Here is a 13935-nt window from a genome sequence, read left to right as displayed (position 1 = left end):
CAGGGGGAATTGGGGATGACGCCGGAGACGGCACCACCACGACCGACGGCACCACCACGACCGAAGGACCTGCCGGGCGAAGCAGTCGCCCAGCGGGTCACCACGCTGGAGCTCTTCTTCGACCTGGTCTTCGTCTACACGCTGACCCAGCTGACCGTGCTCATCGCGCACGACCTGTCCTGGACCACCGCGGGCCGGGCCGTGCTCATCTTCATGATCCTCTACTGGATGTACAGCGCGTACGCGTACCTCACCAACCAGGTGCCGCCCGACCGCCCGTCGCGCCGGCTGCTGATGCTGCTCGGCATGGCGGCGTTCCTGGTCTGCGCGCTGTCCATCCCGCACGTCTTCGACCCCGACTCGAACGCGGGCGTGGTCTTCGGGCTCGGCTTCCTGCTGGTCGTCGTCGTGCACAGCGTGCTCTACACACGCAGCCACGGCCGCGACGTCATCTGGTACGCGGTGCCGAACGCCCTCGCCGCGCTCGCGGTGACCGGGGCGGGCCTGGCCACCGGACTGGCCTCGGACGCCCTGTGGGCGCTGGCGATCGCCCTCCAGGTGGTGACGCCCCGGCTGGCGGAGTACGGGCCGTCCCGGCGCGGCGACCGGCCCGCCGCCGAACTCCGTGCCCAGATGGGCGAGTTGCATCCCGGGCACTTCGTGGAGCGGCACGGGCTGCTGCTCATCGTGTCGTTCGGCGAGTCCGTCATCGCGATCGGCGTCGGCATCGGCGAACTGCCCTTCACCGCGAGCGTGTTCACGGGCGTCTTCCTCGCGCTGACCCTGGCGGGCGCCCTGTGGTGGACGTACTTCGTCCGGGACGAGGGCGGCGCCGAGCGGACGTTCGCGGCGACACCGCCCGCGGACCGCTGGCGGCTGGCCATGACCGCGTACTACTACGCGTTCCTGCCGATGCTGCTCGGCGTCGCGTTCCTGGCCGCCGGGATCAAGAAGGCCCTCGGTCACATGGGCGACCACCTGCACACCGGTCCCGCGCTGGCGCTCGCGGGCGGCGTGGCGCTGTTCCTGGCGGGCGACGTGGCGTTCCGGGCGGCGATGCGGCTCTTCCCGCTGGGGTACCGGGCGGTGGCCGTGCCGGTGATACTGGCCACCGCGCTGCTCGGTGTGCGGGTGTCGGCGCTGGCCCAACTCCTGGTCATGGTGGTCGCGTTGGTGGTCATGCTGGCCGCCGAGGCACGCTGGTCACCGTGCGCGGCCGACACGGCCGAAGCCACCACAGGGGAGCTCACATGATTCTGGTGACGGGTGCCACGGGGAACGTGGGCGCGCAGGTCGTGCGCGCCGTGACCGCGGCCGGGGCGCCGGTGCGGGCGCTCAGCCGCTCCGGTACGGCGGACGGACTGCCGCCGGGTGCCGAGGCCGCGGCGGGCGACCTCGAACGGCCCGAGACGGTGCGTCCGGCGCTCACCGGCGTGACGGCCCTGTTCCTGCTGCCCGGCTACACGGGGCAGCGGCAGATACTCGCCGACGCGCGGGCGGCGGGCGTGGAGCGGGCCGTCCTGCTGTCGAGCAGCTCGGTGCCGGGCGGCGAGGAGTCCAACGCGGTCACCCGCTACATGATGGAGGCGGAGGCCGCGGTCCGGGACAGCGGGCTCGCGTGGACCTTCCTGCGGCCGTGTGCCTTCATGTCCAACGCACTTGAGTGGACGGACCAGTTGAGGAAGGGCGACGTGGTGCGGGCCGCGTTCCCCGACGTCCGGGCCGCGGTGCTCGACCCGTACGACATCGGGGAGGTCGCGGCGCGGGTGCTGCTCGCGGAGTCGGGGCGGTACGACGGGGAGGCGCTCGCGCTGAGTGGGCCGGAGGCGTTGACGGTCGGGGAGCGGGTGCGGATGCTCGGCGAGGCGATCGGGAGGTCGTTGCGGTTCGAGGGGCTGACGGACGAGGAGGCCTGGGCGGACTTCTCGGCGCGGATGCCGGAGGCTTACGTGAAGGCGTTCTTCCGGTTCTACGTGGACGGGACGTTGGACGAGTCTCCCGTGCGGGACACCGTGGAGAAGGTCACGGGGCGGGGGCCCCGGACCTTCTCGGAGTGGGCTGTCGCGCATGCGGCGGCGTTCGGCGGGTGAGGGGGCGGGGGTCTGTGGTGCGTTGCCGGGTGCGGGTTCGTGGGGGCTGGTCGCGCAGTTCCCCGCGCCCCTGGGTGGTCCGTCCGCCGGCCCCCGAAATCGCGGCGGGGCCCCGCGCTCCTGGGTGGTCCGTTCGCCGGTCGCCGGGATCGTGACGGAGCCCTGCGCCCACGGGTGGTCCGTCCGGTGGCCCCGGAGATCGTGGCGGAGACCCTGGGCGAGCCGGGCCGCGGTCCCGGAAGAGCGGCAGAGCCGCTGCCCTCGCGCGGTCAGGGTGTTGTGCGGTCGCGGTGGTGGTAGGTCTCTCGGGTGTGTTCCGTGTGGGCGCGCATGACCGCCGTGGCCTGGGCCTCGTCGCGGGCCGAGATCGCCGCGATGAGTTCGCGGTGCTCGATCCAGGACTGCTTGCCGCGCTGGCGGGCCACCGGCTGGTAGTACCAGCGGACCCGGCGGTCGACCTGGCCCGCGAGTTCGGCCAGGACCACGTTGCCCGCGAGTTCCATGACCTTGGCGTGGAACTCGGCGTTCGTCGCGACGACCAGCTCGACGTCGCCGTCGGTCACCGCTTGTTCGCCCCGCGCGCAGAGCTCCTCGAGGGCCGCGATGCCGGTCTTGCCCGCGTTGGCCGCGGCGAGCCGGGCTGCCTCCGCCTCCAACAGCGTACGGACGGTGAGGAGTTGGTCCGCCTCCTCCTCCGTCGGCTCGTGCACGAACGCGCCCTGCGCGGGGCGCAGATCCACCCAGCCCTCGGTGTTCAGCCGCTGCAGCGCCTCGCGCACCGGCTGGCGCGAGACCCCGAGGTGACCGGCGAGCTCGCTCTCCACCAGGTGCTGGCCGGGCTGGAGGGCACGCGTCGTGATCAGTTCGAGCAGCGCCTCGTAGACCCGCTCGCGCAGCGGTCCGGGGCGCTCGAGCTTGGGCACCGCCCCCTGCGGCAGTCCTGTGGACAACATCGCGGTCCCCCTCCTGGGCTTCGGAGCATCCGGCAAGCCGTATCCGGATCCGGGTCGGCCGGATCCCCTCCAGTATCCGGCATCGGAACACTGGATTGTCTTTGGAATACAGTTTACCGAGCACAATCACCACAGCCAGGGCGAGTTGGGCTCGTCACATTCCGGCGACCGCCCAGGTCACGGGATGCGCACGACCTGACCCGCGTACGAAAGGTTTCCGCCGAAACCGAAGAGCAGCGCGGGCTCCCCGCTCTCGATCTCGCCGCGCTCGACCAGTTTGGACAGCGCCATGGGCACGCTCGCGGCCGAGGTGTTGCCGGACTCGACGACGTCCTTGGCGACCACCGCGTTCACGGCGCCGATCTTCTCGGCGAGCGGCTCGATGATCCGCAGGTTGGCCTGGTGCAGCACGACCGCGGCGAGGTCGGCCGGGTCGAGGCCCGCCTTCTCGCAGGCCGCCCGGGCCAGCGGCGGCAGCTGCCGGGTCGCCCAGCGGTAGACGGACTGTCCCTCCTGCGCGAAGCGGGCGGGCTCGCCCTCGATCCGCACGGCGTTGCCCATCTCGGGGACCGAGCCCCACAGGACGGGGCCGATGCCGGGCGCCTCGTCGCCGGGGACCGGTTCGACCACGACGGCGCCCGCGCCGTCGCCGGTCAGCACGCAGGTGGAGCGGTCCGTCCAGTCGGTGACGGCGGACATCTTGTCGGCGCCGACGACCAGGGCGCGGGTGGCGGCGCCCGCGCGCAGGGTGTGGTCGGCGGTGGCGAGGGCGTGCGTGAAGCCCGCGCACACGACGTTCAGGTCGAGGGCCGCGGGCGACGGGACGCCGAGGCGGTGGGCGACGCGGGCCGCGGTGTTCGGCGAGCGGTCCACCGCCGTGGAGGTGGCGACGACGACCAGGTCGATGGCGTCGGCCGTCAGCCCGGCCGCCGCCAGCGCCTTGGCGGCGGCGTGCGCGGCGAGTTCGTCGACCGGCTCGTCGGGACCCGCCACGTGCCGGGTGCGGATGCCGACGCGGGAGCGGATCCACTCGTCGCTGGTGTCGACCATGCCCGCCAGGTCCTCGTTGGTGAGGATCCCGGCAGGCTGATAGTGGCCGATGCCGACGATGCGCGAACCGGTCATGGGGGTCCCCTCGTTTGCCTGGCTCGCGGGCCGTGTGCACCCTCACGAGCTGCGGATCCTCCAGTCTGGTCAGCGACTCACGAGTACGGCGTGACGTAAAGCGACAGGAATGCCGCCCCTTGGTTGGAGACTTCCAACCGATCACCTGGTAAACAGCTGTGTCGCCTTTTGCACCAGTTCGTACAGTCCGTAGGCGAGGGGTGCGCCCACCCACAACCAGGCGACGGCGATGAGGCCGCGGCGCCTAGGCGGGCTGCTGGCGGTCACGGGCGTGGGCTGCGTCATCGGTGGACTCCCTGGGGGCGGGGACGTGGTGGCGGGCGTGGACGGGGCGGACCAGTTCGTTGGCGACGAAGCCGACGACCAGCAGGCCGATCATGATCGTGAGCGACAGGCCGTAGAGGGACGAGCCGTGTTTGCCCGCTTCCTCCTGGCTGTCGGCGACCCGGTTGACGATGAGCGGGCCGAGGACGCCGGCGGTCGACCAGGCGGTGAGCAGCCGGCCGTGGATGGCGCCCACCTGATAGGTGCCGAAGAGGTCCTTCAAGTAGGCGGGGACCGTCGCGAAACCGCCGCCGTAGAAGGAGAGGATCACCAGCGCGCACACGACGAAGAGGGGCTTCGACGCGTCTCCGTAGAGGGATATGAGGAGGTACATCAGCGCGCCGACGCCGAGGTAGAGGCGGTAGACGTTCTTGCGGCCGATCAGGTCCGAGGTGGAGGACCAGCCGATGCGGCCCGCCATGTTCGCGGCGGAGAGCAGCGCGACGAAACCGGCCGCGGCGGAGGCGGACACCGGGGTGCTGGTGTCGGCGAAGAAGTCCGTGATCATGGGCGCGGCCTTCTCCAGGATGCCGATGCCCGCCGTCACGTTCATGCACAGGACGACCCACAGGCACCAGAACTGCGGGGTACGGATGGCCTGTTTCGCCGACACCTGCGGACCCGCGGGAGCGGCGCTCGCCGGGTCCGGCGACTGCGCCCGCACTTCCTGCCGCGGCACCCGGACGAGCAGGACCCCCAGCGTCATGAACACCGCGTAGGCCAGGCCGTGCACCAGGAACGCGAGGGCGATGCCGTCACTGTCCGTGCCGAACGAGTCCAGCATCTGCGCGCTCCACGGCGACGCGATCAGGGCGCCGCCGCCGAAGCCCATGATGGCGATGCCCGTGGCCATGCCGGGCCGGTCGGGGAACCACTTGATCAGGGTGGAGACCGGCGAGATGTAGCCGATGCCCAGGCCGATGCCCCCGACGAAGCCGTAGCCGAGCACGATGAGCCAGTACTGCTCCGTGGCGGCGCCGAGCGCGGAGAGCAGGAAGCCGGACGAGAAGCAGACGAGGGCGACGGTCATCGCCCAGCGCGGGCCGTTGCGCTCGACGAGGGTGCCGCCGAACGCGGCGGACAGGCCGAGCATGACGATGCCGAGCTGGAACGGCAGGGCGCTCTGCGTCCCGCTGAGGCCCAGGGCCGATTCGAGCGGCGGCTTGAAGACGCTCCAGGCGTAGGCCTGGCCGATGGAGAGGTGGACCGAGAGGGCGGCTGGGGGAACGAGCCAGCGGCTCCAGCCGGTTGGCGCGACGGGGGGTTTCATGATCCCGAACGGTAGGCAGCCGCGGAGGAGTTGGGAAGGGCCCGGACACCACTCAATACAGAATCCGTCGACCGTATGCAAGAGGCCGCTGCGCGGCGCCGACGCAAGGGCCGGCACATAGGGCCGGCGCACGGGGGCGGCCGGCCGGTGCGCGAGGGCTTGTCGGCCCCACGTCCATACTGTAGACAATATTCCATCGGTAGAACGGGGAGCCACGGCCGCACACTCCGTGTGCAGGACAATGAGAAGGCCGGGCCAGCTCGGCACCAAGGGCCGCTTCGGCCGACGGCACGGACAGAACCGGGACTGATCACGACATGGGACGAGTCACTGAGCGGCGCAAGGTGATCCGGATCAGGGGCGAGCGCGTCTCCGAGCGGCCGGACACGCTCGTCGCCGAGGAACCCCTGGAGATCCGGCTGAACGGCAAGCCGCTGGCGATCACCATGCGCACCCCGGGCGACGACTTCGCGCTCGCGGCGGGCTTCCTGGTCAGCGAGGGCGTGCTCGGCGGCGCGGCGGACCTGCAGAACATCGTGTACTGCGCCGGCGCCACCCAGGACGGCTCGAACACGTACAACGTGGTGGACGTGCGGACGACCCCCGGGATCGTGCTGCCCGACATCACCCTGGAGCGCAACGTGTACACGACCTCGTCGTGCGGGCTGTGCGGCAAGGCCAGCCTCGACGCGGTGCGCACCACGGCCCGGTTCCCGATCGCCGACACTCCCCCGGTCCGGCTCGAGCCCGAGCTGCTCGCCTCGCTCCCCGACCGGCTGCGAGAGGCCCAGCGCGTGTTCGACCGGACCGGGGGCCTGCACGCCGCGGCGCTCTTCGACGAGGAAGGTCACCTCGTCGACATAAGGGAGGACGTCGGGCGGCACAACGCGGTCGACAAGCTGGTCGGGCGGGCCCTGCAGAGCGGCGGTCTGCCGCTGTCCCGGTCGGTGCTGCTGGTCTCCGGACGCGCCTCGTTCGAGCTCGCGCAGAAGGCCGTCATGGCGGGCATCCCGGTGCTCGCCGCGGTCTCCGCGCCGTCCTCGCTCGCCGTCGACCTGGCGGCGGAGACCGGCCTCACGCTGGTCGGCTTCCTGCGCGGCGCCAACATGAACGTGTACGCGGGCGAGCACCGGATCGCCCTGCGGGCCGCGGCCACGCAGGACTGACCGGTTCCGCCGCGGCACGGGGCGGGGTTCCGGCCTGGCGGGGAGCGCCCCCTGCGTCGGCCGGACCCCGTCCTTCCGCCGCTTTCCACCGCCTCCCACCGGCTTCCGCCGCCTCTGCGCTACCGATAGCCCCAGCTCGCGGCCAGTTCCCGGAGGCGGGGAGGGAGGGCCGTCGTGTCCTTCGGGGCGCGGGCCGGCTGGATGCGGCCGGAGCGGATCGTCTCGCTCCAGTCGCCGATGTGCGGGCGGAACGTGCCGTGGTCGCCCGCGCCGTAGTCGAGCATCGCGGGGGTCCAGTCGATGCCCAGGTGGGCGCAGATGCGGCGGGTCTCCCGCTCCGGGGACGCCGTCAGGTCCTCGTACCTGACCGTGACGCCGGTCAGCGCGGCCATCGCCCGCTCCAACTCCTCGGCGTAGCCCAGGACTTCGTGGTGGATCTCCGCGACGTCGGGGTCGGTGCGGCGGGCGGTCAGGGACTCGACGACGGCCGCCGGGTGGCGCAGCAGGAAGATGTAGCGGGCCTGGGGCCAGGCGCGGTGCAGCCGGGGCCACATGAGGGTGTTGGCCGGGGTCTTGTCGACCACGACCGGAGGACCGCCGTAGCCGTCGCCGTCGCCGCGACATCGCGCGTGGTGCAGCACCCTGTCCCACAGCATGTGCTCCAATTCCTCCCGGTCCAGGCCGAGTTCGCGCATCGCCTGGTACGAGAAGTCGCGGTCGAGGCGGACGTGCAGGGTGCGCAGGTGCATTTCGTGCGGGGCCCTGACCTCGGGGTGGCTGTTGAGCAGGACGCGCAGCAGCGTGGAGCCGGAGCGCACCGAGGAGAGCAGGAAGACCGGGTCGGGGACGAGGCGCGGGGCCGGTTCGAGGGGCGGGCCCTCGTCGCGGGGGCCGGGCTGTGCGGGGATCGCGGGCAGTGTCTCCGCGCGGGGCACGGGCGGCCTGAGCGCCTGGGCGAGCAGCCTCCGCCTGCGTCGCATCCCTTTGCGTACCGCGTCCCAGCGGGCGTCCGGCACGTCACGTCACCTCTTTCGAATCGGCCCTTCCGCTTGCACCGTCCAGCTGAGGGGGTCGAGGCGAACACCAAGTGACCTGCGAGGAACGGGAGTACGGCACATGGCGCGCACAGCCGCCCCACATCGGCGCCGCCTCAGCCGTCCTGGGCCGAGCCGGCGGCGACACCGGCGACGCGCCTGAGCAGGTCGGTGAACAGCTCCCGCTCGGCCGCCGAGAGCGCGGCGAGGAGCTCGTCGTTGGCGGCGCGGGCCGCCGCGGCGCAGGTCCCGACGAGCGTGCGGCCGGCCTCGGTGATGGTGACCGCGTTCTTGCGCCGGTCCCCGGGGTCGGGCGAGCGCTCGACCAGGCCCGCCTCCTGCAGGTCGTTGAGGACGCCGACCATGTCCTTGGGGTCGAGCCGGACGCTCCGCACGAGGTCGGCCTGGGCGACCGGCTCCAGGTCGGACACCGCGCACAGGACCACGTGGTGCCACATCTTCAGGCCCTGCTCGGCGAGGGCGTCGGCGACGAGGGCGCGGCCGCGGGCGGCGGCCCGGCCGAGGAGCCAGCTGGGCAGGTCCCGGATGGCGCTCGGTGCGGCGGGGGACGGTGGAGTCGCTGCGGTCATGGGAGCAGCGTAACCGTATTTCATTGGACTCCCCAACGATATATCCCTACCGTTGGGACCTCCAACGATTCCCGGCGCGCCAGGTGGGTGCCGCCCACCCGCGCCCGAAGGCGGTGATGACGACCATGCGTCGTGTCCGGTACACCCGTGGCGGCGGACCCGAGGTGTTCTTCACGGAGGAGGTCGCGGTGCCCGAGCCGGGCCCGGGTGAACTCCTCGTGCGCGCCGAGGCGATCGGCGTCACCCTGCCCGTCGTCCGCAAGGTGCGCGAGGCCCGGGACCCGATCCCGCTCGGCGGCGAGGTCGCCGGGGAGGTCGTCGCCCTCGGCGCGGGCGTGACGGGATTCGCGGTGGGCGACCGGGTGACCGGTCTCGTCCTCGGCCACGGTTACGCCGACCACGTCCTGCTGCACGTCACGATGGCCTCGCCCGTGCCGGACGGCGCGAGCGCGGTGGACGCGGTGGCCCTGGTGCGCAGCGGACTGGTCGCGCACGGGGCGCTGCGGGCGGCGCGGCCCGGGCCCGGAGAGAGCGCGCTCGTCACGGCGGCGGCCAGCGGGGTGGGCCAACTCGCGCTGCAACTCGCCAGGTTGCAGGGGGCCTCCCGGGTGACGGCCGCGGTCTCCGACCGCCGCAAGGCGGACTTCGTGCGCGCTCTCGGGGCCGACTCCGTGGTGACGTACGACGAGGAGTCCTGGGGCGAGCCGGTGGACTACGTCCTGGACGCGGTCGGCGGCGACCTCCTGACGCCCGCGATGGCGGCGCTCGCACCGCACGGCCGGCTCGTGGCGTACAGCTCGGGCGGCGGGACCGTGTCGGCGTACGACCTGCTGGTGGGCGCCAGATCGGTGATCGGGTTCCAGATGGCACTGATCGCGCGGGAGCAGCCGCAGACGTACGAGGCGTGGCGCCGGGAGCTGTGGGAGCTGTTCCTGACCGGTGCTCTGAAACCGCGTGTGCACGGCGAGTTCGCCCTGGAGGACGCGGCGGACGCGCACGCGGTGATCGAGCGGCGGGCCAATCTCGGCAAGGTGGTCCTGATCCCGTGACGGGGTTCGTGCACGGTCCTTGTGGGGTGGCGAGCGTCCCAAGTAGCGTCTGTGGCGCATACGTTGGACGTGGGATGTCCGGTTGTCCGGATGACCTGAAGGGTGGGCCGCGCCATGCACCGAAGATCCTTCCGAGTCCGTCTGAGATCGCTGCTGGTGGCGCTGGCCGTCGCCGCGGCGCTCCCCGCCCCGGCCGCCGTGGGGGCGGCCGGGCCGGACACACAAACCCCTTTTGACCAGCAGGTGTTGTTCAAGGCGTCCCAGGATCCCGGGTACGCCTGCTATCGCATCCCCGCCGTCGTGAAGACGGTCAGGGGCACGCTCCTGGCCTTCGCCGAGGGCCGGACGAACGACTGCTCGGACGCCGGTGACATCGACATCGTCGTCAAACGCTCCGAGGACGGCGGCCGCACCTGGTCACCGCTCCAGGTCGTCAACGAGGGCGCGGGCGACACGCACGGCAACCCCGCGCCGATCGTGGACCGCAGGACCGGCCGCATCGTGCTCGCGGAGACGTACAACACGGGCGTGCCCGGCGGTGGCAACTGCCCGGTGCCGTGCGACCGGACGCCGCACCTCCAGTACAGCGACGACGACGGCCGCAGCTGGTCGGCGCCGCGGGACCTCAGCGACCAGCTGCTGCCCGCCGACTTCAACTCCTGGTACGCGACCGGCCCCGTGCACGGCATCCAGCTCACCAAGGGACGCCACCGGGGCCGCCTCGTGTTCAGCGTCAACGCCGAGACCTGGAACGGCAGTCGGGTCACCGCGAACCACGCCGCCCTGATGATCAGCGACGACGGCGGCGACAACTGGCGGGTCGGCGCGAAGGACTCGTGGCCGATCGCCGACGACGGCACCTTCCGCCAGAAGCCGTCCGAGATGACGCTCGCGGAACGGCCGGACGGCACGATCTACGTCAGCGGCCGGGAACAGGACGGCACCGACCTCGGCCACCGCACGGACGCCGTGAGTCGCGACGGCGGGGAGTCGTTCGCCGGCCCGTTCGCGGCGATCCCCGACCTGTACGCGCCGCAGGTGCAGGCGTCGGTGCTGCCGGTCGGCAAGGGCGGCAAGCGCCTGCTGCTCGCCTGCCCCGGCGACCCCGACCGGCGGCGCACCATGACGATCCGCTCCTCGTACGACGGCGGGCGCACCTGGGAGAGCTTCGACCGGGGCACCGTCGTGACGACGGACTGGTCCGGCTACTCGGACCTGGTGCAGGCCGACCCGGAGTACGTGGGCCTGATGTACGAGGGCGGGGCCGTGGACGCCCGGGACGAGATCCGGTTCGCCCGGTTCACGCTCGACTGGCTGAAGGAGCGGCGCGGGCCCGACCCGACGACGGACGACCGGGCGCCCGGCGCGCGGGGGGCGGCCGTGCTCGGCGGGGCCGCGGCGACGGACGGGCGGTTCGGCCGGGCACTGGCCTTCGACGGCGTCGACGACGCGGTCCGGCTGCCCTACCGCAAGGAACTCGCCCTGGGGACAAGGGACTTCACGGCGTCGCTGTGGTTCAGGTACACCGCCACGACCGGCGAGCAGCCGTTGCTGTGGATGGGCGGGATCGGCACGACGCAGCCGCAGGTCTGGCTCAGGGGTGAACCCGCGTCGAACCGGATCACCGGGCTCATCACCGCGCGGGACGGCTCGGCCGCACCGCGGACGGTGTCCGTGCGGAGCACCGCCGCGTACAACGACGGGGCCTGGCACCACCTCGAACTGCGGCGCGGCGGCGGCGCGTTGACGATGTCCGTGGACGGCGCCGCGGTCGGCAGCGCGGCGGACGTGCCGGGTTCCGTGAGCCGGAACTCGCCGTTCGGGGTGCACGTCGGGCAGCGGATGGACAGCCGGGCGTTCTTCACCGGAGCGATCGACGACGTCCGGGTCACCTCCGGCGACGCCGATGTGCTGTGGCTGCCCATGGACCGTGTGCACGGGAGGAGTTAGCGTCGCGTCGCGTGACGGGACGTGAGCGTGCGGAGGCGGCCGCGGGCCGGCGGAGGCCGGTCACGCCGCTGATCGGGCTGCTGCTCGCCCTCGGCTGCGTCGCCGTCGTGGTGATCGCCCTCCCGGACCGGGAGGGCGATCGTCCGTGTTCCGCCCGCACCGTCTCCTCCTGGGCCCCGGACACCGCCCGCACCGACTCCTTCGCCCGCTACGGCGACGACGGCACCCGGACCGACGACTGGACCGGCGGCGACGGGACGCACTCCGTGCGGCTGCCGGACGGGCGCGTGCTCTGGCTGTTCTCCGACACCTATCTGGGGGCCGTGCACCCGCCGCCCAACCCGGTCGGGCAGCCCCACTCCTGGCGGGACGGCAGCGCCCCCTTCGTCCGCAACTCGGCCGTGGTGGCGGACCGCTCGGGAGAACCGGAGCGGACCGTCGCCGCTCCCCTCTTCCCCGACACCGGGGTCGGCGAGTGGCGGTGGCCGGTCGCCGCGCGGGTCGAGGCGCGCTCCCCCGGGTCCGCCGAGCAGGTCGTGCGCGTCCTGCTGTGGACGCGGACGGCGGGCGGCGGCCCGTACATCTACGGGGTGCCCACGTCGACCGAGGTGGCCACCCTGTCGCTGCCGGACCTCCGGCTGGAGGGCATCAGGCAGGTGCTCGACCAGCGGCAGGTCGGGGACCCGGCGCGGCGCGTCCTGTTCGGGACGACCGCCGTCACGGGCGGCGACGGGCGGACCTACGTCTTCGGCGGGGACGACGGGCAGCGCCCGGTCCACCGGGCCTACGTCGCCCGGGTGCCGGACGGGCGGCTCGGCGATCCGGGGGCGTGGGAGTACTGGGACGGGAAGCGGTGGCGGGCCGGGGCGCGGCCTGCCCCGGTGCTCGGCGACGGGCAGCGGCGCGGGGTGGGCAGCGCGTTCAGCGTGGTGCGGGACGCGGGGACGTACGTGCTGTTCACGATGGCGGCGGGGGCCTCCGGTCTGACGTCCGTGACGAGCTACTGGGCATGCTCGCCGAGCGGGCCCTGGCACGGACCCGCGAAGGCGTTCACGCCACCGCTGCCGCGGGACGGCGCCGCCGGGCAGGACACCGCCGCGTACAACCCGCAGGTGCATCCGGAGCTCGGCGGCGACGGCCGGCTCGTGCTGTCCTACGACGTCAACTGGCTGGACGCGACGGCCGCCACCGCGCAGGCGCACATCAGCCGGAACGTGTCGCTGTACCGGCCGCGGTTCGTGTCCCTTCGACTGGCGCGGCCGGGGTGAGCAGCGGCTCCGGCGCCACCTCGGGGTCGTTGGCGCGGCGCTTGGCGATGACCGCGCACACCATCAGCTGCATCTGGTGGAAGAGCATCAGCGGCAGCACGGCGAGCGAGGCGTGGGCGCCGAACAGGACGCTCGCCATGGGGAGTCCGGAGGCCAGGGACTTCTTCGACCCGGCGAACTGGATCGCGACGCGGTCCGCGCGGCCGAACCCGAGGGCCTTGGCCCCGTACCAGGTGGCCAGCAGCATCACGGCGAGCAGCACGGCCTCGACGACCAGCAGGCCCGCGAGGCGGACGGCGCTGACCTGGTGCCAGATGCCCTGCACCATGCCCTCGCTGAACGCCGCGTAGACGACGAGCAGGATCGAGCCGCGGTCCACGTACCCGAGGATCTTCTTGTGCCGGGCGATGAACCCACCGACCCAGCGGCGCAGCAACTGGCCCGCCACGAACGGCACGAGCAGCTGCAGCACGATCTTGACGACCGAGTCGGTGTTGAAACCGCCGCCGCTGTTGCCGAGCAGGGCCGCCGCGAGCAGCGGGGTCAGCACGATGCCGGCGAGCGAGGAGAAGGAGCCCGCGCAGATCGCCGCCGGGACGTTGCCGCGGGCGATCGAGGTGAACGCGATCGACGACTGGATGGTGGACGGCACGAGGGTCAGGAAGAGCAGGCCCTCGTAGAGGTTCTGCGGCAGCAGCACGGGCACGAGGCCGCGGGCCGCCAGGCCGAGCAGGGGGAACAGGACGAAGGTGCAGACGAGGACCGTGACGTGGAGCCGCCAGTGGCGCACTCCGTCCATGGCCTCCCGGGTGGACAGGCGGGCGCCGTACAGGAAGAAGAGGAAGGCGACGGCGGCGGTCGAGGCCCCGGAGGCGACGTCGGCGGCGGCGCCGCGGGCCGGCAGGAGCGCGGCGACACCGACTGTCCCGATCAACGCCAGGATGTACGGGTCGATCGGCATCCAGGACGGCCAGCTCAGGCGTTTCATTGGTTCCTTGTTCTGTGGCGTGCTGTGACGTGCTGTGCGTGCTGCATGTGCTGCGTGTGCTGTGCGATCTTCGGTGCTGTCGTTCAGGTCGTGCCCTCTCCATCGTCCTCCTGATCACCGTGATCGGG

Annotated in this window: 12 protein-coding genes; 6 read left to right on the top strand and 6 right to left on the bottom strand. The window is 72.5% G+C overall.

The features are described from left to right. Positions 1 to 15: 15 nt before the first annotated feature. Positions 16 to 1254 carry a low temperature requirement protein A gene (locus tag RBJ77_RS10835; RefSeq protein WP_372344793.1) on the top strand — a complete coding sequence of 413 codons (1239 nt, stop codon included), beginning with the start codon at positions 16 to 18 and terminating at the stop codon, positions 1252 to 1254. Beyond that, positions 1251 to 2090 (top strand): NAD(P)H-binding protein, encoded by an 840-nt coding sequence (locus RBJ77_RS10830; RefSeq protein ID WP_372344792.1) that lies wholly within the window; start codon positions 1251 to 1253, stop codon positions 2088 to 2090. The genes RBJ77_RS10835 and RBJ77_RS10830 overlap by 4 nt, the downstream gene beginning before the upstream one ends. Positions 2091 to 2359: 269 nt before the next feature. Here the strand turns inward: RBJ77_RS10830 and RBJ77_RS10825 are convergent, their stop codons facing one another. The 3 genes from RBJ77_RS10825 to RBJ77_RS10815 form a co-directional block, all read right to left on the bottom strand. Next, complete coding sequence (locus RBJ77_RS10825) at positions 2360 to 3043, bottom strand: GntR family transcriptional regulator (RefSeq protein ID WP_255972448.1); 684 nt, start codon at positions 3041 to 3043, stop codon at positions 2360 to 2362. Between the two features lie 177 nt (positions 3044 to 3220). Then, positions 3221 to 4168: a beta-ketoacyl-ACP synthase III gene (locus tag RBJ77_RS10820; protein WP_372344791.1), complete on the bottom strand. Its 948-nt coding sequence runs from the start codon at positions 4166 to 4168 to the stop codon at positions 3221 to 3223. Between the two features lie 244 nt (positions 4169 to 4412). Further along, positions 4413 to 5762, bottom strand: a complete 1350-nt coding sequence (locus RBJ77_RS10815; RefSeq protein ID WP_372344790.1) for an OFA family MFS transporter — start codon at positions 5760 to 5762, stop codon at positions 4413 to 4415. 317 nt (positions 5763 to 6079) lie between these two features. Here RBJ77_RS10815 and fdhD point away from each other — a divergent pair, with 317 nt between their 5' ends. Continuing rightward, positions 6080 to 6928: a formate dehydrogenase accessory sulfurtransferase FdhD gene (fdhD, locus tag RBJ77_RS10810; protein ID WP_372344789.1), complete on the top strand. Its 849-nt coding sequence runs from the start codon at positions 6080 to 6082 to the stop codon at positions 6926 to 6928. Positions 6929 to 7047: 119 nt separating this feature from the next. On the opposite strand, the gene RBJ77_RS10805 is transcribed toward fdhD, so the two are convergent. Beyond that, entirely contained in the window at positions 7048 to 7944 is an 897-nt protein-coding gene (locus tag RBJ77_RS10805; RefSeq protein WP_372344788.1) for a sulfotransferase, read from the bottom strand. A gap of 134 nt (positions 7945 to 8078) precedes the next feature. After that, positions 8079 to 8552, bottom strand: coding sequence for a MarR family winged helix-turn-helix transcriptional regulator (locus tag RBJ77_RS10800; protein ID WP_372344787.1), 474 nt, complete (start codon positions 8550 to 8552; stop codon positions 8079 to 8081). 125 nt (positions 8553 to 8677) lie between these two features. Between RBJ77_RS10800 and RBJ77_RS10795 the strand changes: the two genes are divergently transcribed. From RBJ77_RS10795 to RBJ77_RS10785, 3 genes are all read left to right on the top strand, one after another. Then, positions 8678 to 9601: a zinc-binding alcohol dehydrogenase family protein gene (locus RBJ77_RS10795; RefSeq protein WP_372344786.1), complete on the top strand. Its 924-nt coding sequence runs from the start codon at positions 8678 to 8680 to the stop codon at positions 9599 to 9601. A gap of 114 nt (positions 9602 to 9715) precedes the next feature. After that, positions 9716 to 11551 carry an exo-alpha-sialidase gene (locus RBJ77_RS10790; RefSeq protein ID WP_372344785.1) on the top strand — a complete coding sequence of 612 codons (1836 nt, stop codon included), beginning with the start codon at positions 9716 to 9718 and terminating at the stop codon, positions 11549 to 11551. Between the two features lie 11 nt (positions 11552 to 11562). Next, entirely contained in the window at positions 11563 to 12819 is a 1257-nt protein-coding gene (locus RBJ77_RS10785) for a DUF4185 domain-containing protein (protein WP_372344784.1), read from the top strand. On the opposite strand, the gene RBJ77_RS10780 is transcribed toward RBJ77_RS10785, so the two are convergent. Then, a complete protein-coding gene (locus RBJ77_RS10780) occupies positions 12755 to 13807 on the bottom strand; it encodes a bile acid:sodium symporter family protein (RefSeq protein ID WP_372344783.1) in 1053 nt (350 codons plus the stop codon). The genes RBJ77_RS10785 and RBJ77_RS10780 overlap by 65 nt on opposite strands. Positions 13808 to 13935: the final 128 nt, after the last annotated feature.

The organism is Streptomyces sp. KL116D, from assembly GCF_030766975.1.
Taxonomy (GTDB): domain Bacteria; phylum Actinomycetota; class Actinomycetes; order Streptomycetales; family Streptomycetaceae; genus Streptomyces; species Streptomyces longispororuber_A.
Note: the sequence above shows the minus strand (reverse complement) of the source record. Positions and strands in the feature narration are given on the sequence as shown.

Excerpts from the sequence above, each read along its gene's own strand:
- RBJ77_RS10835 (WP_372344793.1), top strand. The coding sequence starts at position 16 with ATGACGCCGGAGACGGCACCACCACGACCGACGGCACCACCACGACCG.
- RBJ77_RS10830 (WP_372344792.1), top strand. The coding sequence starts at position 1,251 with ATGATTCTGGTGACGGGTGCCACGGGGAACGTGGGCGCGCAGGTCGTG.
- RBJ77_RS10825 (WP_255972448.1), bottom strand. The coding sequence starts at position 3,043 with ATGTTGTCCACAGGACTGCCGCAGGGGGCGGTGCCCAAGCTCGAGCGC.
- RBJ77_RS10820 (WP_372344791.1), bottom strand. The coding sequence starts at position 4,168 with ATGACCGGTTCGCGCATCGTCGGCATCGGCCACTATCAGCCTGCCGGG.
- RBJ77_RS10815 (WP_372344790.1), bottom strand. The coding sequence starts at position 5,762 with ATGAAACCCCCCGTCGCGCCAACCGGCTGGAGCCGCTGGCTCGTTCCC.
- fdhD (WP_372344789.1), top strand. The coding sequence starts at position 6,080 with ATGGGACGAGTCACTGAGCGGCGCAAGGTGATCCGGATCAGGGGCGAG.
- RBJ77_RS10800 (WP_372344787.1), bottom strand. The coding sequence starts at position 8,552 with ATGACCGCAGCGACTCCACCGTCCCCCGCCGCACCGAGCGCCATCCGG.
- RBJ77_RS10795 (WP_372344786.1), top strand. The coding sequence starts at position 8,678 with ATGCGTCGTGTCCGGTACACCCGTGGCGGCGGACCCGAGGTGTTCTTC.
- RBJ77_RS10790 (WP_372344785.1), top strand. The coding sequence starts at position 9,716 with ATGCACCGAAGATCCTTCCGAGTCCGTCTGAGATCGCTGCTGGTGGCG.
- RBJ77_RS10780 (WP_372344783.1), bottom strand. The coding sequence starts at position 13,807 with ATGAAACGCCTGAGCTGGCCGTCCTGGATGCCGATCGACCCGTACATC.